Here is a 26,864-nt window from a genome sequence, read left to right on the forward strand (position 1 = left end):
AACATGTTTGAACAGACCGAACGTGGAAAAGACTACGAAGGACGTCTCAACGCGTTTATGGACGAGTTCGTGTACCCGGCTGAGCCGGTGTACCGCGAACAGATGCGCGAAGTTGGGCCGCACGGCATGCCGCAGGTCCTGGAGGACCTCAAGGCTGAAGCGAAGTCCCAGGGCCTGTGGAACCTGTTTCACCCGCACCCGGAGTGGGGGCCGGGCCTGACCAACTCGGAATACGCGCCGCTGGCCGAAATCACCGGCCGGTCCATTGAAATCGCCCCTGAAGCGATCAACTGTAACGCTCCTGACACCGGGAACATGGAAGTGTTCACGCTGTTCGGAACCGATGAGCACAAGGAAAAGTACCTGAAGCCTCTGCTGGACGGGACCATGGCATCGGCCTTCGCGATGACGGAGCCCGCCGTGGCCAGCTCGGATGCGACCAACATTGAGTTGCTCATGAAGAAGGACGGCGACGAGTACATTCTGGACGGTCGCAAGTGGTTCGCGTCCAACGCGATGCACCCCAACCTGGGCGTGTTCATTGTGATGGGCAAGACTGACCCTAACGCTGACACTCACCGCCAGCAGTCCATGATGGTGGTACCAGCTGACGCTCCCGGCGTCACCATTGTGCGCAACCTGCCGGTGTTTGGATATGACGACCGTGAGGGCCACGCCGAGGTGGTATTCGACCAGGTGCGCGTGCCGGCTAAGGACGTTCTCAAGGGCGAGGGTGAAGGGTTCGCGATCAGCCAGGCTCGTTTGGGACCGGGCCGCATCCACCACTGCATGCGTGCGATTGGGTGCGCTGAGCGCGCACTTGAGCTCATGTGTAAGCGCGCTGAGGAGCGTGTGACCTTTGGTCAGAAGCTGTCGCAGCGCGCGAACATTCAGGACTGGATTGCTGAGTCGCGTATCGAGATTGACCAGGCGCGCCTGCTGACCCTACACGCAGCGCACCTGATGGACACGGTGGGTAACAAGGTAGCGCGCACGCTCATTTCAGAGATTAAGGTCGCAGCCCCTGTCATGGCGTTGAAGGTCATTGACCGTGCGATCCAGGTGCACGGAGGTGGCGGTGTCACGAACGACTTCCCGCTGGCCTCGATGTACTCGCACATGCGTACCTTGCGCCTTGCTGATGGACCAGACGAGGTTCACAAGATGACCATTGCCCGCCACGAACTCAAGAAGTACCGGAAGTAGAGGAAATCATGTCGTATGCACCGCTGTGGGACTGAGCTGACGCACGTAGCGCTGCCTGATTCCGCAGTGGTGCTTACACGCGAATGGATCGCGTCGCTTGTCACACCACGGTGACAAACACGTTGTCGGCGGTCTCAGGTGGCAAGTCCAAGACCTCCGGCTCACCTTCAACGGTCAAGGTCAAGTACTCTCCGTTGACCCGCAGAGAAGCCACGGCATCCGGCACTACGCCTGTGCGCTTGAACTGCCCCAACAAAAACGTGTCCACCTGAAGTGGTTCACCGAGCCACTGGATCTTCACCGTCACGTCTTTATCCCTAGCGACCACGTCCGTCAGCGGGCGGGCCTGAGCCCCAGCTTCAGTTTCCAGCCCCAGATCCTCCAACCCCGGAATGGGATTGCCATACGGACTGGTCGCAGTTGATGGCAACATCTTCACCAAGCGCTCTTCTACCTGTCGACTCATCACGTGCTCCCACCGGCACGCTTCATCGTGAACGAGCTCCCAATCCAACCCGATCACATCGAACAAAAGCCGTTCAGCTAACCGGTGTTTACGCATCACCGAAGTAGCCAACTGACGCCCCGAGTCCGTGAGTTCAAGACTCCGGTCCGAATCCACAATCAGAAGTTCGTCACGCTCCATACGCGCAACCGTTTGCGACACTGTGGGACCAGAGTGTTCGAGGCGTTCAGCAATACGAGCACGCAATGGCCTGATCCCTTGCTCCTCAAGCTCCACAATGGTCTTGAGGTACATCTCGGTCGTGTCGATCAGGTCCTTCACAATACCCCTCAGCTCATGACTACCACTTGGTCAGTGGTCCATTTCATCATTCTATTAAGAAACCGATAAATCGCTAGGCATCTTTTATTCGGCCAGAACACTCTGCGACTTATGGAAACAGCCGTTGCGCTGTCCACGCCTCCGGGTCATCCAAACGCGTCACCTGTGAAGCCCTCACCTGAAAACGGTCGTGCAACCGACTTTCACGCCCATGCCAAAACTCCACCGTGTGCGCCTTCACCAGGTACCCACCCCAATTGTCAGGCCGCGTAACAGGGTCGCCAGCTGCCGCCTCGGCGCGGGCATACGCCTCATCCAACTCTGCGCGGCTACCCACCGGCTGGGACTGCCGGGACGCGATCGCACCGATCTGCGAACCCCGCGGCCTGACCGCAAAATACGCATCCGACTGCTGGGCGGGAACCCGCTCAGCAACACCTCGGACGCGCACCTGACGCTGCGCCGAATGCCACGGGAACACCAACGCCACCCGCGGGTCTGCTGCGATCTGGTGTCCTTTCGTCGAGTCGTAATTGGTGAAGAACACAAACCCGTCCGGGCTGAACTCCTTGAGCAGAACAATGCGCGAATCCGGACCGTCTTCATCGACAGTCGAAACCACCATGGCGTTGGGCTCATGCACATGCTCAGCTACCTCTTCATACCAGCGGCTGAACTGGTCAAACGGGTTGTCCCCCACCAGCTCATATGCGTTGTCCTGGTATTCGGTTCGAGTCGTGGCAAGCGATTCAATATGACTCATAGGCCAATAGTATCGCCGGGGCACCTGCACCCTACCGCCCGGCCACCGGCACAAAATACGGACCCGCCCGCACCCGCACCTTCCGCGCGCCCTACACTTGAAAATGTGACTGAGACTACTTTTACACCCATTCCGCCTGAACTGCTCCCTCGCGATGGTCGCTTTGGCGCCGGACCGGCTCGCATCCGCGACGAACAAATCACCGCGCTCGCTGAAGCCGGACGCACCGTCCTAGGCACCTCGCACCGGCAAGCCCCCGTAAAGGACCTGGTCAAGCGCGTCCGCGAGGGTCTCCACCGGCTGTTCTCACTCCCGGAAGGTTACGAAGTAGTCCTGGGCAACGGCGGATCCACCTGCTTTTGGGACGTCGCAACGTTCTGCCTGGTACGTTCGCGTGCAGCGCACGCGCAGTTTGGCGAGTTCGGTTCCAAGTTCGCAAAAGCCACAGCACAGGCCCCATTCCTAGAAGACTCCGTCATTTTTGACGCCCAGCCCGGCACCGCAACCACCCCACAAGCAACCGACGGGGTTGACGTGTACGCGTGGCCCCACAACGAAACCTCAACGGGTGTGGCAACCGACATTGTCCGCCCCCACGGGATTGACGACGACGCTTTAGTGGTCGTCGACGCAACTTCAGCCGCCGGTGGCCTCCCCGTAGGCATCTCCCAAACCGACGTGTACTACTTCGCACCTCAAAAGAACATGGGCTCCGACGGCGGCCTGTGGGTTGCGATCATGAGCCCGCGAGCCCTCCAGCGCGCACAAGAAATCAAGGAGTCCGGCCGTTGGATTCCAGCTTCCCTGGATCTGGTGACGGCCATCGATAATTCGCGGAAGAACCAGACCTACAACACCCCCGCGGTGTCCACTCTGTTGCTCCTGGCCGAACAGATCGAATGGATCAACACCCACGGCGGCTTGGACTGGGCTACGGAGCGCACCCGCACGTCATCGCAGCTGGTGTACGACTGGGCTGAGAAGCGCAGTGAAACCACCCCGTTTGTGACCAAGGTGCAGGACCGCTCCGCTGTTGTGTGTACCGTGGATTTTGATGACTCGGTAGACGCCGCCGAGGTGGCAAAGACTTTGCGCGCCTCCGGAGTTGTCGATGTCGAGCCTTACCGGAAGCTAGGTCGCAATCAGTTGCGCATCGCCACGTTCGTCTCAGTGCCGCCTGAAGATGTCAAGGCGCTTCTTGCGTGCATCGATTACGTGCTGGACAACCGCTAAGAGACACGGAGCCGGGCGCGACTGCGCTATGTGAAGTAGACGAAGCACCCAATAGCGAAAGCGAGCGCCGCGATCGATGCGAAGCTCAGCTCAACGACGATGCCCAGTGCCGCTGTTTTGAGGATCTCCCACGACGACGACCACGCAGCCGAGGTGTCTTTCAAACGCTGATATTCCATCACGAATAGGCCCACGACAAAGCCCAACAGGAGTCCTACCACCGGGATTAAGAAGAATCCCACTAAAGCCAGGACACCCGAAACGAGGAGGGTGGACTTGGGGATTTTCATGCTCGCGAGTTTGCGACCAGTAAGCACCCACGATGAAGCCATTCCCGCAGCGATACACAGCGTGATGACCGCAAAAACGATCCAGGTGGGAACTGTGTTGGCAAAAATTGCCCACACCAGGCTGGCGATCCAAATGAGGATTGAGCCGGGTAGAACGGGGATCACAATCCCCATCAGCCCCACACAAATGGCCAAGGCACACAGCACGGTCGCAATGATCATCACGGTCATTCGAGTTCCTTTCGTCGCACACAGTCTACGGAACCCTGATGCGGCTATGGGTGTGGGTGTTGCCCGTCGTACGTGAAGTACACCAACCTGCGCGAACGGGCCCGGTGGACGCGAAGGTTCTTCGCCGTCATCATCCAGATCGCACCAATCGATATCCCAATGACTCCCGACGCCCCTGCTACCAGTAGCGCTATTCGTGGCCCGTATGTGTTTGCGATAAATCCAGAGATCGGAGCACCCACGGCTCCCCCACCCATGAGAACTGCCGTGTACATGGACATGACGCGACCTCGCACGTGTGCCGGAATTGTGGTCTGCACAAAACCATTGGCTGACGTCAGCATTGTGATGGTGACAAACCCAACCCCCACAAGCGTGATCGCAAACAGTTCATACGTGGGTGCGACCGAAGCCAGAATCCCCACAAAACCGAATCCACCGGCAGCCCAAAACACGTATCGCAGCCTGGGTTTTTCACGGCTAGCCGAGCGTAAAGCACCTGCGACTGACCCAATCGCAATGATCGAGGACAAGAGCCCAAAACCAGCGGCGTCCTTTCCGAACTCCACGCGCGCCATCGTGGCGGAAAAGATATTGAAGTTGAATCCCAAGCTCGAAATCACGAACAGGATCGACAAGACCACCACAATGTCGGGGCGTGTTTTGATGTATTTGAAACCACCCACTACAGATTTCAGACCGCGGACCTTGGATCTGGGCGAAGGGTGCAGGCGAGACTTATCTAGTGAGATGAGCACTGCCAGGGTGGCAATATAGCCCACGCCACTGATCGCAAACACGACTCCTGCCCCTACCGAGGCGGTCAAAAGTCCCGCGACCCCGGGACCCAATAAGCGGGCCCCGTTGAAGGACGCTGAGTTCAGTGAAACGGCGTTGGGTAGCAGGCGGTCGCCCACGAGTTCTGAAACGAAGGACTGGCGGGTTGGGGCGTCCACGCACATGACCAAGCCCAAGAACAGAGACATGCCGTACACCCACCAGATGGTCAGCGCACCGGTTAGGTACAGGGTCAGCAAGACAAAACCGCTGGCCCCTTGAAGAGCCTGCGTGATCATGAGTACCCCGCGTTTGCTGAATCGGTCGGCTATCGCCCCAGCAAACGGGAATAAGAGAAGCTGGGGACCCAGTTGCAACGCCATACCAATACCCAAGGCAGTGGCGTTGTGGTCCGTAAGTTCGGTGAGCACCAACCAGTCTTGGGCGGTGCGTTGCATCCACATACCGGTGTTAGAGGTAAGAGCTGCTGCGAACCAGTTCCGGTAATTGGGCTCGCTCAATGAGCGGAATGTCGAGCTCATGTGCCCGCCCCCATTGCGCGTGTCCTCCTACCCGCTCCCCTTTAAGCGGTCGTCCACAACCGTTTATTTACGTACTCTACGTCAGTGTTCCGTTTGGTTGCCCTGGGCGGTGTCATCGGAGTCTGTTGAAGTTTCTGATCCCGAGGTGTCCACCATGTCGAAGTGTTCGACCTTGTCGTCGACAACCGCTTGCGGTGTTTCGTCGCGGCGTTTACGCGCATCAGTTTCTGAGTGCGCACCACACCCTGCGTCCAGCGACACCACTCGCCCATCAAACGGCGACCACTCGTTGGTACACACACCAAATTGCATACGCAACGAACCCGCGATCGGCAACAGGTACCCGCATGTGGAGCAGTGTGCGGAAGCGTGGCGCGCGTAGTCACCCTCGGAACCAGACTCGGAACGCTCCCACCGGGAAGCGGCACGTGTCAGACCGGTAGGTGACAGGACGCGCACACGCCCCAGACCCAATTCGTAGTTAGGAATCTGGTCGACGTTGTCGCCTGCGACCACCTCGACCTGCTCGAAGCCACCTTCTAAGTTGTCGTCAAAGTCCTTCTTTGGCAAGACGTCCCGCACGCCCAGGTCACCTGGCTGGATACGGTCTTGCCAGGGAACCCACTTGGGCGCTGTCAGGGCTTGGTCACCGGGCAACAAAGCAGTTTCACACACGGTGACGGGAGCATCTTCTTCTGGGGCACGCGCAATGACGGCCGTCCACGCCCATCCGGGGTACGCCGGATCCAAACACGCGAACGTGTGGGTGGCGCTACACCGCGCTTCGCAGGTGACACCGATGTGCTCACCCACGACCTCGGCGGGTACAACGTCAAGAAGTGCCCGCCGCGCAATGTCGACAGCGTTCTCGAGTACTGGGTCCAGTTCCATCGTGGAACCAGGATCCACAGATTCGAGCCATGCGGTAAACAGACCGCTCATTAGCCCTCCAGGTCGTCTGCGATGTGCCTGAGCACTTCAGCGACCTTATTCGAGAACACAGGGTCAGGGAATCGGCCCTGACGAAGTCCCGCCGAAGTGTCTTCAAGCAGTGTAATGACATCATCGATCATATCGGCCGACTTCTTGGGGTCACGGTTCCGCTTGGGTCCGTCCACAAGGCGAGCCTTGAGAACCTGCTTTCCGCGGCGCCCGTCAACAACGTCGAATTCGAGACGTGTTCCGGGCGCTACTTTCACACCGTCTGGAAGAGCTGACTGGTGCAAGAACATGTCGCCTTCGTCGCTTGTGACAAAGCCGAATCCTTTTTCTTGGTCAAACCATTTAACACGACCAATAGGCATAATTGTTTCCTTTCGGAGATGAGATAAGAATCTTGAAGATATAGAAGGAAGAGATTTACGCTTTGCGACGCTTCATGACCATGCGGACCCACAGCACACCCAGTAACAGAATTCCGAGTGGCGAGGCGACATATGCAATGGCCATCAGGAATGTAGGCGGCGTATGGTCTCGTACTCCCATGAGAACCACCGCGGCTACTGCTAACGCTCCTGCGATCGAGAAGACCAGCGCTAACACGGCCAGAAGGAAGTCCGACCCCGTCATGGTCGACGGTCGTTGAGGTACGCGGTCTTGTCTGTCACCGGTCATGCGGCCTCCTTCCTTCAGCAAAAACAATGGCCCAGATGCTGGGCCGATGGTAAATACAGTTCGTAAATACAGTGGCGAACCCGCTTCAAGCGAGCCCGTAAATACGCGTGTTGTTCGAATATTATACCGTGCTTCGCACTCTCCCGACACCTCCCCCACGCGAGTACTATACTGAGTCGAGATGTCTACTGTGTCATTTGCGTCGTGGATTAGCTCCGCACCCAAGGAATCACTCATGGCTGTTTTAGAGTGCCGCCGTGACCTTGTCCGTTCTGACACCGCATCGTTTCAACGCTTAGCCGGTCTCGCTTCTTCCCGTGCTGCGGTAGCCGTGGGTCTGGAGTCGCTCAACGCGCAACAGCTTCAGTTGGCATGGGCAATGGCCCGTAGCGCACGCACACAGCCAGTCATCACGGACCTGCAAGAAGGCCCCGCGCTCACAGCTCTCATCAACACGGCCCTCGCTTGGCCTTCCGGCAACGGTTACCGCATTCAACCAGAGACCATTGCAATCCTGCCCACCTCGGCCGCCGCAACGGCGACGCCTCCCGCGTGGGCAGACCGCCCCTCCCCAGCCCAACCGGAACAGATCACAGTTCCACACAATGTACCCACGAACGCCGCCGCGGCGGCGGTCAACCAAGTCTTGACAGACCTCGGCGCTGTCGTGGAAGCGCTCGCGGCTCTCAAACCTTCCCAACTGGTCCGAGGTGGGATAGGCAAACGAGATGTGTCCACTTTGGCGGCCCGCACCTCGGCGGAGGTTCCCACCGTGGTGTTCTTGCTGGAAGTAGCACGCGCGCTGGGACTCATTGGCGTGGGCGACTCACACGACGACCCCCAGTGGATGCCCACAGTTGCCTGGGACACATTTAACGACGACCGTGCGGCGGCGTATGTGTCAGTCGTCAACAGCTGGCTCAGCCTAGTGTCCAACCCGCTTCACGTGGCCGCAGGAACCACCTGGAACGACGAAAAAGTCCACGTTCTGGGCAACCACCAACCACCACCTGCACCCCGCCCGGTCATGCCGTTCGCCCGGTACCAGGTGTTGACCCTACTCAGCGAACTTGCGCCTGATCAGCAGGCGATTACCACCTCGGACTTGGTGGCCCATGCGCAGTTCAGCCACCCACTCACCCGCGGTTTCGACGAACCCACTGTTCGGCACGTACTTACCGAAGCTGAACACTTAGGGCTCACGTTCACCCCGTTCCACGCCACCGACGCATGCGGGCTCACGCACTTAGGCGCAACACTTGCCGAACATGTGACATCGCACATGACGGCTGAGCTCAGCCCCTTGTGGTTTGACCGCGACCGCCTGGCCGCCCCAGATGACTTCGCACAGATGGTCACGTCGCTCCTCCCTGAGCTGGAACGCACGGTGATCACCCAGTCCGACCTCACCGCTATAGCCACGGGCCCCTTGCACCCAGAAACCGCGACGGTCCTGGACCAAGTCGCAACCGTCGAAACTCGCGGGCAAGGAACCGTGTACCGCTTCACCCCCGCATCGATCACCCGCGCTCTGGAGTCGGGGCTGTCAACAGCAGCGATTCTTGAGCTCATCGAACGCGTTTCCTCAACCGAGGTGCCCGGCCCGTTGGACTTCCTCATCCGTGACACTGCCGCCAAACTGGGTCGCGTCACCGTTTCCGCTGCCCGCGGCGTCATTGTGGTCAACGACCCCGAAGAACTCGACCCGCTCATCGCCGACCCCCTCTTCGCAGCCGCGAAACTCACCCGGGTCGCGCCCACCGTGGCAATTTCCAGCGTGGGACCGGAACGCTTAAGCGTACTCCTGTCCACGCACGGAATCGACGTCATGAAGTCCTCGGCACCGGCCCCCACCCGGGCTCGCGTCCCCTCAAACACGCGCCCAGTGCGCACACGCACCACCCGGATGAACGACCTCGGCGCGTTCTATGACACACTCATGTCCCACCCCGGCGAACCTCAAGGAGCACCCACCACAATCGCGGGGACGATCCGGGATGCGATCGACTCACGCACCCCGCTCACACTCACCGTTGCGACCGCGGCTGGTGACCGCAAAGCGGTGACGCTCACTCCCGTCGCGGTCGCGGGTGGAATGGTCCGAGGTCGTCGCAGTTCCGGGGAAGTGACCGTCCCGCTGGTCAGAGTGATCGCAGCGCAACCCAGCAAGGAGGTGTCATGAGCGGGCCTCTAATTGTTCAGTCAGACCGCACGCTTCTTTTGGAGTCAGGGCACCCGGACGCGCAGGTGGCGGGCTTAGCGATCGCACCGTTTGCGCAACTGGCCAAGACTCCCGAATACGTTCACACCTACACGATCACCCCACTGGGGTTGTGGAATGCTCGCGCCAGCGGTTACGACGCGGAATCAGTCGTGAACACGCTGTTGGAGTACGCCAAGTTTCCTGTACCACACGAACTTTTAGTCGACATTGTCGACACGATGGACCGGTTTGGTGTCCTCACGCTGATCGACCACCCCACGCACGGGTTGACTCTCCAGTCCACGGATGCCACCCTACTGGAGCGGTTGCGCGCACACCCGGACATGCAGGGAATCCTGGGCCAAAGAATCGACGAAGAATCCACCGAGGTGTACCCGTCAGAGCGCGGTGAACTCAAGCACCGGCTCCTCAAACTGGGCCACCCCGTCGCCGACCGCGCCGGCTACATCAGCGGTGAAGCCCACACTATTGGGCTGAGCAATACGTGGAGCCTGCGCGATTACCAACAACGTGCCATCGACGCGTTTATTCACGGCGAATCGGGGGTCGTGGTCCTGCCGTGTGGCGCAGGCAAAACCGTGGTGGGCGCAGCCACCATGGCCCAGGTGCAAACCACCACGCTGATCCTGGTGACAAACTCTGTTTCGGCTAAACAGTGGAAAGCTGAACTGTTGCGCAGAACCAGTTTGACGCCGGAGGAGATCGGCGAATACTCCGGGAACCTCAAACAGATTCGCCCCGTCACGATCGCCACCTACCAGGTCCTCACCACCCGCCGAAAAGGGTCGTATCTACACCTGGAACTGCTGGACGCGCGCAACTGGGGACTGGTGATCTACGACGAAGTCCACCTGCTTCCCGCCCCCGTTTTCCGCCTCACCGCAGGACTCCAAGCCAGGCGCAGACTAGGGCTCACCGCCACCCTGGTACGCGAAGACGGGCGCGAAGAAGAAGTCTTCTCGCTCATTGGGCCCAAGCAGTTCGACGTTCCGTGGAAAGAAATCGAGGCAGCCGGGCATATCGCAACAGCAACGTGCCACGAAATTCGCGTCAAACTGGACCGGGACCTGCGCACCACCTACGCCAATGCAGAAGGCGAGAACCGGTACCGATTAGCCGCCAGCTGCGAAGCCAAAGTACGGGCCACCACGCACATCGTGAACAAGCACCCCGATGCCCAAATCCTGGTGATTGGGCAGTACTTGGATCAGCTCGAGGAACTGGGTGACGCGCTCAACGCTCCCGTTCTGACCGGTAGGACTCCCGAGGCGGAACGCGAGCGCCTCTACGAAGACTTCCGCAACGGTGACGTACGAGTTCTCGTGGTGTCCAAAGTCGCCAACTTCTCCGTTGACCTCCCGCAGGCATCCGTCGCCATTCAGGTATCCGGATCCTTCGGCTCCAGGCAAGAAGAAGCGCAGCGGCTAGGCAGGATCCTACGGCCAAAAGAAAACGCGCTCCCGGCCACCTTCTACACGATCGTCACGTCGAACACCATCGACGAAGACTTCGCGCAGCACCGACGGCGCTTCCTCACCGAGCAGGGGTACTCCTACACCATCGAAAACTTCCCCCGGGACTAACGTTCGGTTGAGCGTACCTTGGAAACTACCTCGGCCGAGGTGTCCGCAGGGTTGGTCTGCGAAGGGGCCTGTGAAGGAGGATCGTCCAGTGCATGTTCGTCCTCGTCTGGCTCCTCCACGATGACGGGAATCTGGCCAGTTGCCGGGTCGATATCTTCGATGCGCACACGCTCGCGCTTCATCTGCGCGTTTTCACCCAGCTTGACGAAGACGACTCCAGCCAAAACGACAACCCCACCGCACAGTTGCACATACGTAGGGAGGTCGCCCAGCATCCACCACGACGCCAGAACCGATGCCGGAACTTCCAACAGGTTTAAGAAGCTTCCCACTGTGGCACCGATGAGTTGCAGACCGATCACACCAGTCACATACGCAAAGATCGTCACCAGGACAATCGCGACAACGGCGGCCCACCACGGGATCGTGAAGTGCGCGACCGTCACCGGCTCATACGAAATTTTGAACGGCACCAGCCCCACCGCGCAGACCAACGCGACGACAGTCGCGCCCACCCCCATTCCAAACGCCAGGAGGGGGACTGTAGATACACCCATATCGGAACGCGCAGACATGACAAAGAACGTTGCCAAGCACCCTGCTGCAGCCATCGCATACAGGACACCCAGCATGTCCAACGTGGCACCTCGGGGGTCCAAAACAATGACCACACCGGCCATGGCCACCACCATTCCCACCAACGTGGCAACGGCAGGGTTCACGCGCGTGCGGATCCACAAGAAGAGCACGATCAAGATGGGTGCCGTCATTTCCAGCAGCAGAGCGATGGACGGTTTGAGCCGTTCGACTGCCAAGAAGAACAGCAGCTGAACACCAGCCATGGTCACAACACCGTAAGTGATGACACGGACGTAGTTGCCTTTGAGGCTTTCCCACTTTCCGCGCATCGCCCACAAGGCAGGGACCATGAGGAGGGCCGCGCAGCCGGTCAGGCGCGCAAACGTCACGCCACCGGCCGACCAATCCGACGCATACATCGTCTTAGCAATTGGAGCGGCTAAAGCAAAAGCCACAACGGAAATTAAAGTGAGAACAAAACCCCACAGCGTTGGTCGTGTCGTCATCGCGTACCCCCTCACGTATCAAACAGATAGTCACATCAAGCGATATTGGAGCAGACCGCTATTTATACGGTCAAGAGTGTCTCGCAACAGCGTTGAGACAAGTGTGATGAATCGCACATTCACATGCAGGTTAAATCCAGGAAACGTCCAGAATCAAGGCGCACACTGGAATCATGACTACTCAGCACGACAACACCGACGTCGAAGCTACCCTGCTCGTCGTTGACGACGAACCAAACATTCGCGAACTTCTTTCCACCAGCCTGCGCTTTGCAGGCTTTGATGTTGTCTCAGCCGCCAACGGCGCCGACGCCTTGCGCCTGGCCGAGCAGAACGACCCGGACCTTTTGGTCCTCGACGTCATGCTCCCCGACATGGACGGGTTCACCGTCACACGTCGTCTGCGTCAAGCAGGCAAGCACATGCCCGTGGTGTTCCTGACCGCTCGCGACGACACCTCAGACAAGATCACTGGCCTCACAGTTGGTGGCGATGACTACGTCACCAAACCTTTCAGCCTCGAAGAGGTCGTTGCCCGTATTCGTGCTGTTCTTCGCCGCACGCACGCACTCGACGAAGAAGACGACGCTGTTCTCAACGCTGGAGACCTCGAACTCGACGACGACACGCACGAAGTACGTCGCGCAGGCATCTACATCGACCTCTCCCCCACCGAATTCAAGCTGTTGCGTTACCTCATGCTCAACGCCAACCGCGTACTGTCCAAGTCACAGATCCTGGATCACGTGTGGGAATACGACTTCGGCGGAGACACCGGTATCGTCGAGTCCTACATTTCGTACCTGCGTCGCAAAATCGACGTTGCTCCAGACACGGACGAAGCTGGCAACCCCATTGAGATGGAATGGACCCCCATGATCCAAACCAAGCGCGGGGTCGGCTACATGCTTCGGACACCCGAATCTAAGTAAACGTGGTTCCGTCTCTCACGGCACGCCACAGCAACTCGGGCAAAGCGCCTCTCTGGGACAGTTGGTCTCTCACCACCAAACTGCTCACCATCATGATGACCCTCATGACTCTGGTTCTGACCGGAACCGGGGCGTGGACCCTAGAAAACCTGCGCGCCAGCCTGATTGAACGCACAGACGAGAGGCTCGTCAACGCCTCGCAGGCACTCGCTATTCAAGCGGCTGAACAGGTGTTGACGCCCTCTCCCATTAAGCCTCGGTCAGAAACGAGCGAATCCGTTCGCAAACTTTTGCCCGGTAGCTACTATGTGCAGTTCTTTACCCAAGGCGGCCAGGAAATCGGCTCGCCTCTGGCACCTTCTGAAACCAATGTGCCAATCTTGCCCACCATCGATGAGCAAAAAGTCAGCGATATGCAGGGGCAGCCGTTTAGCGTGCCGGGCACCAAGTCGCAGTGGCGAGTCCTAGCTCTGCATGTCCAGGACTCCGACATTGTGGTCGCAATTGGCGTGCCGTTCGACCGCGATATTGACGGCATTAGCGAATACACCCAGAACACGATTGTGGGTATCGGAATGCTGGCGCTGGCGATCGTGGCGGGCGTGGGTTATTTCGCCATCACCAACACGTTCCGTCCCCTGAAAGAGATTGAAGAAACGGCCTCTCGGATCGCTGACGGGGATCTCTCGCAACGTGTTCCTGAGTACCCTCGCAACACCGAGGTGGGGCGCCTTTCCGCTGCCCTGAACACCATGCTGGGGCACATTGAGGATTCGTTCGACAGTCGACGTCGAAGCGAAAACCGGATTCGTCAGTTCGTGTCAGATGCCTCCCACGAACTGCGAACCCCGCTCGTCACCATTCGCGGGTACGCGGAACTGTACCGGCAAGGCGCAGTTAAGGACCCCGAAATGGTTGGCCAGGCAATGAGCCGAATCGAAGCCGAAGCCAAACGCATGGGAGTCCTCGTTGAAGACTTGGTCACTTTGGCCCGCCTCGACGAAAGGCGACAGGTCGAGACCGGTTGGATCGACCTCGGCGCCGTTGTCCGCGACGCGGCTGCCGACGCAGCCGCACAAGCACCCGACCGCGACATCAGCTTCATCGCCCTAGACGGCACTGACGCTAAACCCGTTCCAAAAATCTACGGAGCAGAATCTAAGATTCGTCAGGTCATCGTGAACCTCGCAGGCAACGCGGTCCGCCACACGCCAGCAGGCACCGCAATCGAGTTTGCCGTGGGCACTGTGGGTGTCCCCGTTCGCGACACTGGCTCCGAGAACGACAGGGTTAGCAAGGATAAAACCGGCAAGGACAGAGCTGGCAAAGACAAAACCGGCAAAGATAAAGGTGGGAAGGACAAACCTACCCAGCTCGCCCGCACAAAGTCGCTCACCAGCCGCATTCTCAAACGCGAACCTCTCACCGAACAGTCCAACCACGCAATTACCCCTGACGTCAACACCATGGGCGTACAGGTGTCGGACAGTTACAAGGGCTTCCCCGCAGGCCGGGTTAGGTTTGAGGTCCGCGACCACGGTGACGGAATCGACCCCGAGGACGTCCCACGCATTTTTGAACGCTTCTACCGCCTCGACGCGTCGCGAACACGTGACACGGGAGGCTCCGGCCTAGGGCTCTCGATTGTCAAAGCAATTGTCGAGTCGCACCACGGAAAAATTTCCGTACAGCCCACACCAGGAGGTGGCGCAACGTTCCGCGTCGACCTGCCTATCCCGCCGGAAGAACCCAGAAAGGAACAACAGTGAGTAACAACCCGTTCGGTCCAGGGTCAGGCCCTGACGATCAATCGTTCCCTCGCACGTTTCCACCGGCAGAACAACAACCACAGCAACCCGCCCAACCCCAGCAGCCCATGGCACCTCAGCAGAGTTCGGGATACGGGAACAACGGTTACCAAAACTCATTTGGCTCAGCTCCCGCACCCGACCACACGCCAACGGCCGTGACACCCCAACCTGGGGCCGCCTCGACACCCAAAGAACGCAAGGGGCCATCATGGGGCGGCGTCATTGCGATCGCAACGGTCGCGGCCCTTCTTGCCGGCGGAATAGGAGCCGGCGCCACCTACGCCCTGCAGTCACTACAGAACTCCACTTCTGCACAAGAGACCTCGACTGCAGACGAGAAGATCAAGACCGCTGACGTTCCCGACTGGGCCTCCATCGCCTCCGACGCAGCCAAGAGCGTGGTCGCCATCCAGGTGGGGCGCGACGGAAAAGTAGGCGAACTTGGGTCCGGGTTCGTGTACAAGAACAAAGACAGCGACAGCCTGTTTATCGTCACCAACAACCACGTGGTTGCAAGCGGAGACTCCGCCGGTGGCGAGGTCAAAGCTGTCTTCCGAAGTGGCGCCACCGTGGCTGCGGAAATTGTTGGCCGCGACCCGGAAACTGACGTCGCCGTTTTGAAAATGAAGGATGTCCCCCGAGGTGTCGACGCGCTTCCTGTGGGCAACTCGGATGCTCTCAAAGTGGGCGAGCCTGTCATGGCATTGGGTAACCCACTGGGATTGGCCGACACCGTGACAACAGGAATCGTTTCCGCACTCAACCGCCCCGTAGCCACGGCAAACCCAGGCAAGAGCGACCAGCCGGAGGTCGCTACGATCACTAACGCGATCCAAACCGACGCGGCAATCAACCCCGGTAACTCCGGTGGCCCGCTGGTGAACGGGGCCGGGAAAGTGATTGGGGTCAACAGCTCTGCGGCCGCGCTACCAGGCACTGCCGAGAGCGGTCAAGCTGGTTCGATCGGTATCGGGTTCGCCATTCCGATTGCGCAGGCGACATGGATTGCCGACCAGCTCATTGATACTGGGCAGGCAAGGCACGCGTATCTGGGCGTGAAAATCGTCTCTGGAGACGTCTCCAGAAGTGGTGTGACGGTCGGTTCAGCTGTCGTTGACGATGTGGAAAACGGTTCGCCAGCTGAGCAAGGTGGCCTCAACAAGGGCGATCACATCGTGGCGTTTAACGACACCCCCGTGAATGGAGCTGTGAGCCTCCAAGCTCTCACGCGTTCAAAGAAGGAGGGTGACACGGTCAAACTCACAGTCGTCCGAGGTGGTCAACCCACTGATCTGAACGTCACCCTGGCCGCCAAATAGGTGGAGGAACTCTGTGGATGACGGTAGCCACTGCGTGGCTTCCGTCCTGTGGACGTGGGACAGTTTTCCACAAGCGCTGTTTTGCCTGTTTCATTTGCGCCCGTAGGCATGCACTGTGAGAACACATCAACTCAAACGATGTGATATCTCCAGAAAGGAACGCAATGTCTTACTTCGAAGTCGATTCAGAGCGCGTCATCTCCGCGGCCGGCATGGCCAACAAGAGCGTCGAAACTCTCAGTACAGAAACTGACGCGTTGATGTCCCAGCTAAACTCCCTTGCCGACAGCTGGAAAGGTGGCGCAGCGCAGAACTTCCAAACGGTTGCAAACGAATGGGAAGGCGTCCAGCGGCGCGTTCACGAATCTCTTGGAAAGATCCGCGACGCATTGCAGACAGCAGGAACCCAGTACTCCGATGTTGAGAACGCCAACATGAGAATGTTCAGCGCGTAGCCCGCACATGTCCGCGAGTGGCATGTCTCTGTGGTCGTCTCACTAAAGAAATTCACAGCGGAACACAGTAATGTTAGGTGTGGACGTATCGACCAAATTAACGGTCAAGTAGGTGACCAAGGAGACATCCGCTCATGAGCATCTTTAAGCGCATCGCCATGCTTTTCGGCGCAAAAGCCAACAAGGCTTTGGACAAGGCCGAAAACCCCAACGAAACCCTCGACTACTCGTACCAAAAACAGCTCGAACTGCTTCAGAAGGTTCGTCGCGGTGTAGCTGATGTGGCGACAAGCCGTAAACGTTTGGAACTCCAGATTGGCCAGCTCGAACAGCAGCAGGACAAACTGCAGGGTCAGGCGCAGAAGGCAATGGAAATGGGTCGTGAAGACCTTGCTCGTGAAGCTTTGACGCGCAAGTCGGGCCTTAACCAGCAAATCGCAGACCTGCAGGCTCAGCACCAGAACCTGCAGGCTGAAGAACAGAAGCTCGTCAACGCGTCGCAGCGTCTGCAGAGCAAGGTTGAGTCCTTCCGCACTCGCAAAGAAACCATCAAGGCGAACTACAACGCTGCCGAGGCTCAAAGCAAGATCGGTGAGGCGTTCAGTGGCATCTCCGAAGAGTTCGGCGATGTGGGACTGGCAGTTCAGCGCGCCGAAGACAAGACTGCTGCCTTGCAGGCTCGTGCTGGAGCCGTTGACGAACTGATCGCCAGTGGTGCTCTCGAAGACGTCTCCGCAGGGCCCAACGACGACATCGACCGCCAGCTCGCTCAGTTGTCGAGCGACTCCGATGTTGAAACTGAGCTCGCTCGCATGCGTGACTCACTGCCCGCTTCCAACAACGCGTCACGCCCACAGTTGGAAGAAGCACAGGACGCACAGGTCGAGGGAGAACAGAAGTGATCATTCGTGTAATGGGCGAAGGCCAGTTCAATGTGGCCGACGTCGATGAAGACCAGCTTCAAACGTATGACAACGAAGTAGAGAAAGCAGTCGCCGACAAGGACCTCGAACACGTCCAGGATGCACTTACACGCCTGCGTGACTTCGTTCTGGAACACGCCACACCAGTAGACGAAGACTACCTAGGCCCGTCAGATATCGTGATTCCTTTCGCTGACTCAAACCTTGAAGAGATCGATGAACTGCTGACTGGCGAAGGGTTCATCCCAGACCTCTCATAAAACCACATAAAAGGAGGCTCCCGTGTCTGCGCGTGGGCGCTTTGTCAAAGACCATGGCCTGAACTTCCGAATGAGCATGGCCCTGTTCCTCAACGGGCTGATTTACGTCATTCTGATTTTGGGTATCTGGTTCGTGCTGGGGCGTAGCCCAGCAGGTGTTGCAATCGCCCTCGTGATTAGCGTGGGAGCCTTCTTTTTCCAGTGGTACTTCTCCGACTCTCTCGCGCTCCGCGCTATGCGCGCACGGGTGGTCTCCGAGCAGGAAGCACCGGAGCTTCACGCAATCGTCGACCGCTTGTGCCAACTTGCAGACTCCCCCAAACCACGTGTGGCATATTCGACTTCACCTGTACCAAACGCCTTCGCGACAGGACGTTCCCCGCAGCGTTCCGTGGTCTGTGTGACGCAAGGGTTACTGCAAACACTTGAACCCAAAGAAGTCGAAGTTGTCCTCGCCCACGAACTCTCCCACGTTGCGCACCGAGACGTCACAGTCATGACAGTCGCAGGTGTTTCCGGTGTCGTTGCGGGGCTCATGGTTCGCATGGGCTACTACTCGCGCTACCGCGGTTCAAGCAATAACAACAACGGCGCCTTAATCCTCCTTGGACTCATGGCGGTAGGTGCCATCGTATACGTGCTCAGTTTCTTCTTGATTCGCGTTCTTTCCCGCTATCGTGAGCTCGCAGCCGACCGCGCGGCCGCTCTTCTCACCGGCGCCCCGTCGACTCTCGCCTCGGCCCTGACAAAACTCAGCGGACAAATGACCAACGTTCCCACGCAAGACCTGCGTGCGCAGGGGGCCGCAAACCACTTGGCATTCCTGCCCGCGGTCAACGGAAAGTCAGTCAAACAACTGTTCTCAACCCACCCGTCGCTGGAAAAGCGCCTCGAACAGTTGAGCAAGATTTCGACGCAACTGTCGCGTCCGCAGTAGACCTGACACACGCTCAATGGCAACGACAACGAAGGCACGGTATGGGATTCTTTGACGCGCTCATGGGCCGTAGCAAGCCCAAGAAACCAAAACTCGACAACCTTTTTGCAGTTCCCGGAGCAACCCTCACGCTCGAGGTGGCAACTGATTTCACGCCCACGGGAGTCGCTGCGGTTGCCTTCCGCGCCATGGAGGGTGCCGCGATTGCTCAAGCCGAACGCGAAAGTGTCGACCTCATCAAGATGGACGACGCCACCAGTGTTCGACAAGAATCCGACGAGTTCGGATACACGTGGCAGGTGATCCGCGACCAAGACAAAGACATGTCACGGCTCATGACAAACGTACACGCGATTAACTCGGCGCTCGAAAACCAGGGCTTCGGGCCCATGCTCTTGTGCTCTGCCACGTACTTCCGTGACTCAAAAGGGCAAAATGCCGCCATCGTGTACCTGTATAAGCGCGGGACCTTCTACCCGTTCGTTCAAACGGGGAAGAACACACGCGACACGTCAGTGGAGTTCAACCTCAAAGCCGCTATCGGCGCCGACCTCCCCATGGAAGATGACACGTCTAAGTGGTCACCCCTGTGGGATGCCCCCGGCATGACGGACCGTTAGCCGCGACCTGAAATTTCGAACTCAACCCCAGCGACACTCACCACATCGCCGATCCGCAGGGTGGCACCTCGGCGGGTATCTACCTGGCCATTCACGGTCACTTCCCCACCCTGGATCATCTCTTTAGCCATGAAGCCGTCTTCGGCTACACCGTGAAGTTTAAGGGCTTGGCCAAGCTTGATTGTTTCGTCGCGAATCTCGAGTTTTTCCATCAGAAGTCGAACCCACCAAAGTCTCCGCCACCGAAGTCTCCTCCGCCGCCAAAGTCGCCTCCGGCGTCTGCGCCACCGGCGTCCCCGTTCATAGCGTCGTGGTATCCGTCCGCGTACAAGCCGTCAAAATTGTGCGCGCCACCAAACATCATGGCTCCCATTAGCATGCCCGGAAGCAATCCAGAACCAGCGTAAGAATTGAAGTACCCCCGGTTATACGCGGCGTACGAAGGTCCGGCCTCCCAGTAGTTCCGGCGCGTGTAGCCGTCCGCTGTGGTGACCTTGCGGGCGGCGGGTTCGGCACCCACGGCAACACGTTCCGCATCCGCTGCGCACACCGGAATCGGCCGAGGTTGCCCTCCCACGGGCGCCCAATCGACGTTTTCGACGCTGGGGCCGTGTTGCGGGTTGAAAAAGCACGGCGGGGTTCGAGTGGGTAGGGGCTTCCCGTCAACGCGAGCCCGGACACAACTGGCCGCATACCGGCCGTCCTCCAGCGCCTCCGTGACATGTTTAATGGCTTCCGGGTCTTTGACCCGCTCCAAGGTTTCCTTTGCCGTTTCATACGCATTCAGAGCACGCTGGTAGTCCTGACGACCACCTTCGTTCAGCTCAACACCTGCAGTAATGGTGTCCAAGTACGCGACTTCCTCGCCAAACTCAGTCACATCTTCGTGAGCGGTTTTCTTCACTGCTTCCAAGGCTGCCTGCGCACGAGCGTGTTCCTGTTGTTTATTTGATCGGTGAATCATAAACGCGCCCACGAACGTCACCGCGAGCAAAACAAGAAACACGTAAAGCATTCAAACCCTTTCAGGGGATGAGACCTTAATTGAGTGTCACTATTATCGCGAATCACTCTGAGCACAAGCTGAGTTCTACCAGGTGTTTCACCACTATTTGAGCGGGTAAGAGGTATGCGAGCGACGCCTTTGCCCGCGCGTACTTTCTAACTTGTGAGTTCAGCACAGCCCTTGATGATGGTGAGAACACCACCCAGCATTGCTAAAGACAACATGACCACACGGGAAAACTGCACCGGAACCTTACGCGAACCGAAATCACCGACCACCTGGCCAACTAACAACGCGGCAACCACGGCGAGCCACACCTCGGGAGCCAACTGCGGCCACGCCGACTCCTCCAAAACCATTTTGCTCGCAACCGACGCCATCCCAACCGTGATGAAGACCGGCTGGATGGACGCAGCAAAAGCGATCTGTTGCCACCGTGTAAGCACGGCGTAGGAACTCAAGAACGGCCCGCCCATGCCGGCCGACGCGTTCATCACACCCGCACCGGCACCAAACAGGAAGGCGTTTCGCGAACAAAACTTGATGGGGTCGAAGATTCGGCTCAGATACAGCGACGTCGCAAGTGAGCCCACAATCAACACACCGATGAACACGTGGAGCCAGGAGCTGGGCATACTGTTTGCGAGCAAGGCACCCGGGAACGTACCAGCAAGAGCGCCCGCTATGAGCACACCTGACTGCCTCCAGTGGACATTTCGCCACGTTCGAGCGAACACAATGACGGACGACAACGCGCCCAAGATATTCACCAGCACAACGCCCGGAATTGGGGCAAGAACGAGAACAATGAATGGCCCCGAGACCAACGCAAACCCCATGCCTGCCATCCGCTGTAAGAGCGCGCCCACAAAGGCGGTGCTACAGATCACAAAAATGGCAAGAGTCATTCGCCCACTGTAACCCAATGTGGCCCTCTACCGAGCGGTAGAGGGCCACATCTGAGACGAGCGGTTACGGACTAGAAGTCCATGCCACCCATACCACCAGTTGGGTCAGCAGGAGCCGCAGGTGCAGGCTCAGGCTTGTCAGCCACAACTGCTTCGGTGGTGAGGAACAGACCTGCAATCGATGCAGCGTTCTGCAGTGCTGAACGCGTCACCTTAACAGGGTCGTTAATTCCTTCAGCAAGCAGGTCGACGTATTCGCCGGTTGCTGCGTTCAGACCGTGGCCGTCTTCCAGACCGCGGACCTTTTCAGCTACGACGCCAGGCTCCAGACCTGCGTTCGTTGCGATCTGCTTGAGAGGCGCGTCGATCGCGACCTTCACAATGTTGGCACCGGTTGCTTCGTCACCTTCAAGCGAGAGGGTGTCGAATGCCTTCTTGCCTGCCTGGATCAGAGCAACACCACCACCGGCGACGATACCTTCGTCAACGGCTGCCTTAGCGTTGCGGACAGCGTCCTCAATACGGTGCTTACGTTCCTTGAGCTCAACCTCGGTAGCAGCACCAGCCTTGATGACTGCGACACCACCAGCGAGCTTCGCCAGACGCTCCTGGAGCTTCTCGCGGTCGTAGTCGGAGTCGGAGTTTTCGATCTCCTGGCGGATCTGAGCTACGCGACCCGCAATCTCGTCGGAGTCTCCAGCACCTTCCACGATCGTGGTTTCGTCCTTGGTGACAACAACCTTGCGTGCGGTACCCAGAAGGTCCAGGGTCGCGTTCTCGAGCTTGAGACCAACTTCTTCCGCGATGACCTGACCACCGGTGAGGATCGCGATGTCAGCCAGCTGAGCCTTACGGCGGTCACCAAAGCCAGGAGCCTTAACAGCAACCGACTTGAAGGTTCCGCGGATCTTGTTGACAACCAGAACTGCGAGTGCTTCACCTTCAACGTCTTCTGCGATGATCAGAAGAGGCTTACCGGACTGCTGGATCTTCTCCAGAACCGGCAGAAGGTCCTTCACGTTCGAGATCTTGGAGTTGACGATCAGGATGTATGGGTCTTCGAGAACCGTTTCCTGACGCTCGGCGTCGGTGACGAAGTATCCGGAGATGTAGCCCTTGTCGAAGCGCATACCTTCAGTGAGCTCAAGCTCAAGACCAAAGGTGTTGGATTCTTCAACGGTGACAACGCCTTCTTTACCGACCTTGTCGATAGCTTCGGCGATCAGTTCACCAATTGCAGGGTCACCAGCCGAAATACCAGCGGTAGCAGCGATCTGCTCCTTGGTTTCGACGTCCTTAGCGGTTTCGAGAAGAACCTTGGTGACTGCTTCGACAGCCTTTTCGATTCCGCGCTTGAGGCTCAGTGGGTCAGCACCGGCCGCGACGTTACGCAGACCTTCACGCACCAGAGCCTGAGCGAGAACCGTAGCGGTAGTCGTACCGTCACCAGCGATGTCGTCAGTCTTCTTCGCTACTTCCTTAACCAGCTCGGCGCCGATCTTTTCGTAAGCGTCTTCGAGCTCGATTTCCTTAGCAATGGAGACACCGTCGTTGGTAATCGTCGGTGCGCCCCACTTCTTTTCCAGCACAACGTTGCGACCGCGGGGTCCCAGCGTCACCTTGACTGCATCAGCCAGGGTGTTCAAACCAGTCTCGAGGCCACGACGAGCTTCTTCGTCAAATGCAATGAGCTTTGCCATAGTGGCGAGCATCCTCCCTGTGCGGGTGGCTTATGTTCACGTCATACAGAGCCCGCGACGGCGGGGTTTATCTAACCGATTCCCTTCTTCGGTTTAACAAACCCTCATCTGCACTCAGTGCTTGCCACGTCTAGATTTAGCACTCTCCACCATCGAGTGCAAATGCAGAACGCCTGAGGCGCCCGAAAGTCTATGAAAATCGCGTTTAGAGGGGCGTAACAGCTTCAGCCTGCGGGCCCTTGTCGCCCTGTCCTACGTTGAACTCAACCTGCTGGCCTTCTTGCAGTGAACGATATCCATCCATCTGGATCTCCGAGTAGTGCACGAAGATGTCTTGGTCGCTGTCGTCAACGGTGATAAACCCGTAGCCCTTTTCAGCGTTGAACCACTTGACCGTTCCCTGCGTCATTGTCATCTCCAACTGTGTATTGCTTCGTTGCGTACGTGTAGCACTCCCGATACTACAGAGGTTTAACCAATGTTTTTGCAGGTCGCAGCGTATTTATGCCCTGTTAGCTCCACACATTTGCGCCCATATATCCAAAGGAAATATCGCCAAAGACGCAAAACAACACAAGGGCCCTAATTTTTCACGCAGATGCGACACGTAGCGTCGATCCTCGTAGGAAAATGCACAGAAAGAATTTTTCAACACGGCGTGTGCAATAACCGAACATGCCCCACGTGTTTATTCACTAACGCCGGCTTCTTCACCAGACGGGTCACCAGCACCGCCGTCGGCTTCGCCACCGGACTGATCGCCGCCGTCGGATCCACCACCGGATTGATCACCAGCTCCACCGTCAGAGCCGTCAGATTGGTCGCTTCCTCCACCACCGGAGTCGCGACCAGCCCCACCGGACCTGTCGCCAGAACGGCCACCGGAGTCGCGACCAGACCCGCTACGGGATTTGCCGCCAGAGCGATCACCAGAGTCGCGACCAGACCCGCTACGGGATTTGCCGCCGGAGCGATCACCAGAGTCGCGACCAGCCCCACCGGACCTGTCGCCAGAACGACCGCTGGATCCACTTCCCGACCCGCCACCTGTGCGACTATTGGCCACCCCATCAGTGTCTTCACCGGCGCCCTCGCCAGATCCACTACTAGTCTCGTCAGAGGGCTCTTCCGAACCCGCGTTTTTGGCAATATCCGAGTTCAGCAACAGGGTGATGTCCGTGCTGTATTCGGAGCTGGACTCGACTTCTTCTACTCCGATGAGTTCGGCCAGCTCTTTGGCTTCTTCCTCAAAATCGTCCGCGTAGTACACCACCGACGTCGACGAAGCTGACCGTCCAGGCTCCGTCTTGACATCCTTCCACCCGGCGTCTTCGATCTTCTTTGCGATCTCTTTTTCAGCACCGGTCACACCAGATGCGTTGAGCACCTGCACAGTACCCGAGTGCTCCTTGACATCGACCGTAGTTTCGGTAGGTGCCGGTGTTTCGGTTTCACTGTTTGCAGGCTCAGCCGTCTGCTCTTCGGGGTCAACGGCAGAAGAACCAATGATCCGCACTGCGCCGATCACGAGTACAAGAGCGACGACCGCCAGAACGGCAATAAGCGAAATCGCTGCCGTCTGACTCATACCACTCGATTGGCGACGGTGCGCTCCCTTTCGCCCCGAAGGAACGATGGAGTCGAATTCGTCTCGTGGGTATTTGGTCATGTTTTAACGGGCCATCCTCTGTGCTCGATCACGCTGGCGTCCGTCCCGGATTCGACGGAGGCGTTTGATCAAAATAGGGTCTTGCTCATACGCGTGCGGGTTATCCAAAAGTGAGTTCAGAATCTGGAAGTATCCGGTAGAGCTCATGTTGAACTGTTCTCGGATCGCATGCTCCTTGACACCACCCAGAGTGTGCCACTGCCGCTCGAATTCGAGCACCTTCTGCTCGAGCTCACTAAGCTTCTCAGACTCCATGTCACCTTCCTTCACTGCGCGCTATTCTACCCACCATTGACCGGCACGCATTTCAGACACTTCGAGGGAAGAAGAAACGGGAGTGCTATGCACTCCCGTTTCTGTCTCGCCGAGGTCGTTCTCACCCACCATTGGCACAGTGAGTGTCCGCGGGTGAAGTTCAGCGAATCGCTACGTTGATCTGCTTGATCTGGGTGAAGCCTTCAAGCATTCCTTCTAGCGAAGCCTCGCGTCCAAATCCAGAGGTCTTCATACCACCGTAGGACTGACCGACCTGCTGGCCACCGCCCTGGTTGACCTGGACCCAACCGGATTCAATTGCGTTAGCTACGCGCAACGCACGGTCGATGTCCTTGGTGAACACGTATGCTGCAAGTCCGTAGTCGGAGTCGTTTGCCATAGCAATGACTTCTTCTTCGGTTTCGAATCGGATGACCGAAAGAACCGGGCCAAAAATCTCTTCGCGGCTGGTCTGCCAGTCGTTCTTGGCGTTCGCGAACACAACAGGTGCGTGGTAGAAACCAGGCTCACCAACCTCCAAAGAGTCGCTGCCGTCATATGCGACGTCCACACCCTCCATAGAGCGACCGATTTCAATGTACTGCGCGATCTGGTCATACTGCTTTTCGTTGATCACACATCCGATGTCGGACGACTCGTCGCGTGGGTCACCGACCTTCATGCCCTTGATGCGCTCAACGAGCTTGCCCAAGAATTCGTCGTAGATGTCAGCGTGGATGAACAGACGCGAGCCCATGGTGCAAGACTGCCCCTGACGTGCAAAACGTGTCGACAGCAATACCTGATCCAGAACCTCGTCCGACATTGCGTCGGGGAACACGAGGTTGGGGCTCTTACCGCCCAACTCCATAGACGAGTGAGCGAGCCGGGAGCCTGCCACCTCGGCAACATGGCGACCCACGCCAGTGGAACCGGTGAAGGACACCTTGTCGACGTCAGGGTGCTGCGTGAGCGCTTCACCAATGACCGATCCCTTACCCGTGACAACGTTGAGAACACCAGCTGGGAGGATGTCGCCAATCACCTGAGCCATTCGCAGAATCGTCAGTGGGGCGTCTTCTGCACACTTAAGAACAATCGTGTTTCCAGCAGCCAAAGCTGCAGGGGTTTTGAACGCGGCGATCATGAGTGGCGAGTTCCACGGAAGAATACCGGCAACAACACCGAGTGGCACACGCTTGGTGAACTGCAACTGATCTGGCCCCGTTGGCAGGGTATTGCCTTTCACTTCGCCTGCAACTCCACCAAAGTAGCGGAACAGGTCCACGAGGATGTTGGTTTCTGGGCGGGCCTGCGTGCGAACCGCGTTACCGGTGTCCAAGGCAGTGAGCTGAGCGAGATCCTCAGATGCTTCCTCAAGTGCATCGGCACACTGGGTGAGCAACTTCTGGCGTTCCTTAAAGTGCAACTGTGACCATGCGGGGAACGCGGCGCGGGCTGCTTTGACCGCTACATCAGCGTCTTCAGCTTTTCCGTTAGGAACGGTTGCAATGACCTGGTTGCGGTCAATGGGAGTGATGACGTTTGAACGGTCACCGTCAACCGCTTCAACCCATTCGCCACCAATGAACATCTGCCAGTCTTGTGCCTGAGGGAAATCAGCCATGTCGATCCTTTCGTTGGATAAACCTCCCAGCCAGCATAGCGACACTGAGTGACGCGCGACACATCAGCCCACGATCTTCACACCCGAAAAATTTGCACACGGGCTGT

28 protein-coding genes are annotated in these 26,864 nt (G+C 58.1%); 12 read left to right on the forward strand and 16 right to left on the reverse strand.

The genetic code is table 11. The features are described 5' to 3' along the window. The first annotated feature begins 3 nt into the window (after positions 1-3). Entirely contained in the window at positions 4-1,206 is a 1,203-nt protein-coding gene (locus JOE56_RS03685; protein WP_102239095.1) for an acyl-CoA dehydrogenase family protein, read from the forward strand. A gap of 100 nt (positions 1,207-1,306) precedes the next feature. On the opposite strand, the gene JOE56_RS03690 is transcribed toward JOE56_RS03685, so the two are convergent. Further along, complete coding sequence (locus JOE56_RS03690; protein WP_204514885.1) at positions 1,307-1,993, reverse strand: iron-dependent transcriptional repressor DtxR; 687 nt, start codon at positions 1,991-1,993, stop codon at positions 1,307-1,309. A gap of 109 nt (positions 1,994-2,102) precedes the next feature. Continuing rightward, positions 2,103-2,756, reverse strand: a complete 654-nt coding sequence (pdxH, locus tag JOE56_RS03695) for a pyridoxamine 5'-phosphate oxidase (RefSeq protein WP_204514886.1) — start codon at positions 2,754-2,756, stop codon at positions 2,103-2,105. 105 nt (positions 2,757-2,861) lie between these two features. Between pdxH and serC the strand changes: the two genes are divergently transcribed. Beyond that, the gene (gene serC, locus JOE56_RS03700) at positions 2,862-3,989 is read left to right on the forward strand and encodes a phosphoserine transaminase (RefSeq protein ID WP_204514887.1); all 1,128 of its coding nucleotides are present in this window, start codon (positions 2,862-2,864) and stop codon (positions 3,987-3,989) included. Positions 3,990-4,015: 26 nt separating this feature from the next. Here the strand turns inward: serC and JOE56_RS03705 are convergent, their stop codons facing one another. From JOE56_RS03705 to JOE56_RS03725, 5 genes are all read right to left on the reverse strand, one after another. After that, positions 4,016-4,510, reverse strand: a complete 495-nt coding sequence (locus JOE56_RS03705) for a DUF456 domain-containing protein (RefSeq protein ID WP_204514888.1) — start codon at positions 4,508-4,510, stop codon at positions 4,016-4,018. Positions 4,511-4,554: 44 nt separating this feature from the next. Further along, positions 4,555-5,829 carry an MFS transporter gene (locus JOE56_RS03710; RefSeq protein WP_204514889.1) on the reverse strand — a complete coding sequence of 425 codons (1,275 nt, stop codon included), beginning with the start codon at positions 5,827-5,829 and terminating at the stop codon, positions 4,555-4,557. Positions 5,830-5,910: 81 nt separating this feature from the next. Further along, positions 5,911-6,771 (reverse strand): DUF3027 domain-containing protein, encoded by an 861-nt coding sequence (locus JOE56_RS03715; RefSeq protein WP_204514890.1) that lies wholly within the window; start codon positions 6,769-6,771, stop codon positions 5,911-5,913. Further along, a complete protein-coding gene (locus tag JOE56_RS03720) occupies positions 6,771-7,133 on the reverse strand; it encodes a cold-shock protein (RefSeq protein ID WP_102239088.1) in 363 nt (120 codons plus the stop codon). The genes JOE56_RS03715 and JOE56_RS03720 overlap by 1 nt, the downstream gene beginning before the upstream one ends. Positions 7,134-7,188: 55 nt before the next feature. After that, positions 7,189-7,443, reverse strand: coding sequence for a hypothetical protein (locus JOE56_RS03725; RefSeq protein WP_204514891.1), 255 nt, complete (start codon positions 7,441-7,443; stop codon positions 7,189-7,191). 181 nt (positions 7,444-7,624) lie between these two features. On the opposite strand from JOE56_RS03725, the gene JOE56_RS03730 reads away from it, so the two are divergent. After that, positions 7,625-9,625, forward strand: coding sequence for a helicase-associated domain-containing protein (locus JOE56_RS03730; RefSeq protein ID WP_204514892.1), 2,001 nt, complete (start codon positions 7,625-7,627; stop codon positions 9,623-9,625). Then, positions 9,622-11,250 carry a DNA repair helicase XPB gene (locus JOE56_RS03735; protein ID WP_204514893.1) on the forward strand — a complete coding sequence of 543 codons (1,629 nt, stop codon included), beginning with the start codon at positions 9,622-9,624 and terminating at the stop codon, positions 11,248-11,250. The genes JOE56_RS03730 and JOE56_RS03735 overlap by 4 nt, the downstream gene beginning before the upstream one ends. On the opposite strand, the gene JOE56_RS03740 is transcribed toward JOE56_RS03735, so the two are convergent. Next, positions 11,247-12,335 carry an EamA family transporter gene (locus JOE56_RS03740; protein WP_204514894.1) on the reverse strand — a complete coding sequence of 363 codons (1,089 nt, stop codon included), beginning with the start codon at positions 12,333-12,335 and terminating at the stop codon, positions 11,247-11,249. The two genes, JOE56_RS03735 and JOE56_RS03740, sit on opposite strands and share 4 nt — an antisense overlap. Positions 12,336-12,508: 173 nt before the next feature. Here JOE56_RS03740 and JOE56_RS03745 point away from each other — a divergent pair, with 173 nt between their 5' ends. The 8 genes from JOE56_RS03745 to pspAB all read left to right on the forward strand — a co-directional run bounded on the left by JOE56_RS03745 (position 12,509) and on the right by pspAB (position 19,592). Beyond that, positions 12,509-13,267 carry a response regulator transcription factor gene (locus JOE56_RS03745; RefSeq protein WP_204514895.1) on the forward strand — a complete coding sequence of 253 codons (759 nt, stop codon included), beginning with the start codon at positions 12,509-12,511 and terminating at the stop codon, positions 13,265-13,267. Between the two features lie 95 nt (positions 13,268-13,362). Continuing rightward, on the forward strand, positions 13,363-15,036 hold the full coding sequence (locus JOE56_RS03750; RefSeq protein ID WP_204516057.1) for a sensor histidine kinase: 1,674 nt from the start codon (positions 13,363-13,365) through the stop codon (positions 15,034-15,036). Continuing rightward, positions 15,033-16,397: a trypsin-like peptidase domain-containing protein gene (locus tag JOE56_RS03755; protein WP_204514896.1), complete on the forward strand. Its 1,365-nt coding sequence runs from the start codon at positions 15,033-15,035 to the stop codon at positions 16,395-16,397. The genes JOE56_RS03750 and JOE56_RS03755 overlap by 4 nt, the downstream gene beginning before the upstream one ends. Before the next feature lie 164 nt (positions 16,398-16,561). Further along, a complete protein-coding gene (locus JOE56_RS03760) occupies positions 16,562-16,852 on the forward strand; it encodes a WXG100 family type VII secretion target (protein ID WP_204514897.1) in 291 nt (96 codons plus the stop codon). Positions 16,853-16,986: 134 nt separating this feature from the next. After that, positions 16,987-17,754 carry a PspA/IM30 family protein gene (locus JOE56_RS03765; RefSeq protein WP_204514898.1) on the forward strand — a complete coding sequence of 256 codons (768 nt, stop codon included), beginning with the start codon at positions 16,987-16,989 and terminating at the stop codon, positions 17,752-17,754. Further along, positions 17,751-18,035, forward strand: a complete 285-nt coding sequence (gene pspAA / locus JOE56_RS03770) for a PspA-associated protein PspAA (protein ID WP_204514899.1) — start codon at positions 17,751-17,753, stop codon at positions 18,033-18,035. The genes JOE56_RS03765 and pspAA overlap by 4 nt, the downstream gene beginning before the upstream one ends. Positions 18,036-18,057: 22 nt before the next feature. Next, positions 18,058-18,972: a zinc metalloprotease HtpX gene (gene htpX / locus JOE56_RS03775; protein WP_204514900.1), complete on the forward strand. Its 915-nt coding sequence runs from the start codon at positions 18,058-18,060 to the stop codon at positions 18,970-18,972. Between the two features lie 41 nt (positions 18,973-19,013). Then, positions 19,014-19,592, forward strand: coding sequence for a PspA-associated protein PspAB (gene pspAB / locus JOE56_RS03780; protein WP_102239077.1), 579 nt, complete (start codon positions 19,014-19,016; stop codon positions 19,590-19,592). Here the strand turns inward: pspAB and JOE56_RS03785 are convergent. From JOE56_RS03785 to JOE56_RS03820, 8 genes are all read right to left on the reverse strand, one after another. Then, positions 19,589-19,804 (reverse strand): RNA-binding S4 domain-containing protein, encoded by a 216-nt coding sequence (locus JOE56_RS03785; protein ID WP_102239076.1) that lies wholly within the window; start codon positions 19,802-19,804, stop codon positions 19,589-19,591. The two genes, pspAB and JOE56_RS03785, sit on opposite strands and share 4 nt — an antisense overlap. Next, positions 19,804-20,607 (reverse strand): hypothetical protein, encoded by an 804-nt coding sequence (locus tag JOE56_RS03790; RefSeq protein WP_204514901.1) that lies wholly within the window; start codon positions 20,605-20,607, stop codon positions 19,804-19,806. Before JOE56_RS03790 ends, JOE56_RS03785 begins: the two co-directional genes overlap by 1 nt. Positions 20,608-20,753: 146 nt before the next feature. Continuing rightward, on the reverse strand, positions 20,754-21,506 hold the full coding sequence (locus JOE56_RS03795) for a sulfite exporter TauE/SafE family protein (protein WP_204514902.1): 753 nt from the start codon (positions 21,504-21,506) through the stop codon (positions 20,754-20,756). Positions 21,507-21,577: 71 nt separating this feature from the next. Then, positions 21,578-23,206, reverse strand: a complete 1,629-nt coding sequence (groL, locus tag JOE56_RS03800; RefSeq protein ID WP_204514903.1) for a chaperonin GroEL — start codon at positions 23,204-23,206, stop codon at positions 21,578-21,580. A 205-nt stretch (positions 23,207-23,411) separates the two neighbouring features. Continuing rightward, positions 23,412-23,615: a cold-shock protein gene (locus JOE56_RS03805; protein WP_204516058.1), complete on the reverse strand. Its 204-nt coding sequence runs from the start codon at positions 23,613-23,615 to the stop codon at positions 23,412-23,414. A 279-nt stretch (positions 23,616-23,894) separates the two neighbouring features. Beyond that, positions 23,895-24,875 (reverse strand): LytR C-terminal domain-containing protein, encoded by a 981-nt coding sequence (locus JOE56_RS03810; RefSeq protein ID WP_204514904.1) that lies wholly within the window; start codon positions 24,873-24,875, stop codon positions 23,895-23,897. A 3-nt stretch (positions 24,876-24,878) separates the two neighbouring features. Continuing rightward, positions 24,879-25,130, reverse strand: a complete 252-nt coding sequence (locus JOE56_RS03815) for a DUF3263 domain-containing protein (protein ID WP_102239070.1) — start codon at positions 25,128-25,130, stop codon at positions 24,879-24,881. A gap of 160 nt (positions 25,131-25,290) precedes the next feature. Then, positions 25,291-26,757 carry an aldehyde dehydrogenase family protein gene (locus tag JOE56_RS03820; protein WP_204514905.1) on the reverse strand — a complete coding sequence of 489 codons (1,467 nt, stop codon included), beginning with the start codon at positions 26,755-26,757 and terminating at the stop codon, positions 25,291-25,293. Positions 26,758-26,864: the final 107 nt, after the last annotated feature.

The sequence above is a fragment of the Brevibacterium paucivorans genome (genome assembly GCF_016907735.1).
Classification (GTDB): Bacteria; Actinomycetota; Actinomycetes; order Actinomycetales; family Brevibacteriaceae; genus Brevibacterium; species Brevibacterium paucivorans.

Bases quoted from the DNA above. Each gene is read 5' to 3' on its own strand.
- JOE56_RS03790 (WP_204514901.1), bottom strand. From the start codon at position 20,607: ATGCTTTACGTGTTTCTTGTTTTGCTCGCGGTGACGTTCGTGGGCGCG.
- JOE56_RS03685 (WP_102239095.1), top strand. From the start codon at position 4: ATGTTTGAACAGACCGAACGTGGAAAAGACTACGAAGGACGTCTCAAC.
- JOE56_RS03735 (WP_204514893.1), top strand. From the start codon at position 9,622: ATGAGCGGGCCTCTAATTGTTCAGTCAGACCGCACGCTTCTTTTGGAG.
- JOE56_RS03815 (WP_102239070.1), bottom strand. From the start codon at position 25,130: ATGGAGTCTGAGAAGCTTAGTGAGCTCGAGCAGAAGGTGCTCGAATTC.
- JOE56_RS03725 (WP_204514891.1), bottom strand. From the start codon at position 7,443: ATGACCGGTGACAGACAAGACCGCGTACCTCAACGACCGTCGACCATG.
- JOE56_RS03810 (WP_204514904.1), bottom strand. From the start codon at position 24,875: ATGACCAAATACCCACGAGACGAATTCGACTCCATCGTTCCTTCGGGG.
- pspAB (WP_102239077.1), top strand. From the start codon at position 19,014: ATGGGATTCTTTGACGCGCTCATGGGCCGTAGCAAGCCCAAGAAACCA.
- pdxH (WP_204514886.1), bottom strand. From the start codon at position 2,756: ATGAGTCATATTGAATCGCTTGCCACGACTCGAACCGAATACCAGGAC.
- JOE56_RS03785 (WP_102239076.1), bottom strand. From the start codon at position 19,804: ATGGAAAAACTCGAGATTCGCGACGAAACAATCAAGCTTGGCCAAGCC.
- JOE56_RS03740 (WP_204514894.1), bottom strand. From the start codon at position 12,335: ATGACGACACGACCAACGCTGTGGGGTTTTGTTCTCACTTTAATTTCC.
- JOE56_RS03795 (WP_204514902.1), bottom strand. From the start codon at position 21,506: ATGACTCTTGCCATTTTTGTGATCTGTAGCACCGCCTTTGTGGGCGCG.
- JOE56_RS03745 (WP_204514895.1), top strand. From the start codon at position 12,509: ATGACTACTCAGCACGACAACACCGACGTCGAAGCTACCCTGCTCGTC.
- JOE56_RS03760 (WP_204514897.1), top strand. From the start codon at position 16,562: ATGTCTTACTTCGAAGTCGATTCAGAGCGCGTCATCTCCGCGGCCGGC.
- JOE56_RS03715 (WP_204514890.1), bottom strand. From the start codon at position 6,771: ATGAGCGGTCTGTTTACCGCATGGCTCGAATCTGTGGATCCTGGTTCC.
- JOE56_RS03765 (WP_204514898.1), top strand. From the start codon at position 16,987: ATGAGCATCTTTAAGCGCATCGCCATGCTTTTCGGCGCAAAAGCCAAC.
- JOE56_RS03730 (WP_204514892.1), top strand. From the start codon at position 7,625: ATGTCTACTGTGTCATTTGCGTCGTGGATTAGCTCCGCACCCAAGGAA.
- JOE56_RS03705 (WP_204514888.1), bottom strand. From the start codon at position 4,510: ATGACCGTGATGATCATTGCGACCGTGCTGTGTGCCTTGGCCATTTGT.
- JOE56_RS03750 (WP_204516057.1), top strand. From the start codon at position 13,363: ATGACCCTCATGACTCTGGTTCTGACCGGAACCGGGGCGTGGACCCTA.
- JOE56_RS03805 (WP_204516058.1), bottom strand. From the start codon at position 23,615: ATGACGCAGGGAACGGTCAAGTGGTTCAACGCTGAAAAGGGCTACGGG.
- JOE56_RS03720 (WP_102239088.1), bottom strand. From the start codon at position 7,133: ATGCCTATTGGTCGTGTTAAATGGTTTGACCAAGAAAAAGGATTCGGC.
- JOE56_RS03710 (WP_204514889.1), bottom strand. From the start codon at position 5,829: ATGAGCTCGACATTCCGCTCATTGAGCGAGCCCAATTACCGGAACTGG.
- groL (WP_204514903.1), bottom strand. From the start codon at position 23,206: ATGGCAAAGCTCATTGCATTTGACGAAGAAGCTCGTCGTGGCCTCGAG.
- JOE56_RS03820 (WP_204514905.1), bottom strand. From the start codon at position 26,757: ATGGCTGATTTCCCTCAGGCACAAGACTGGCAGATGTTCATTGGTGGC.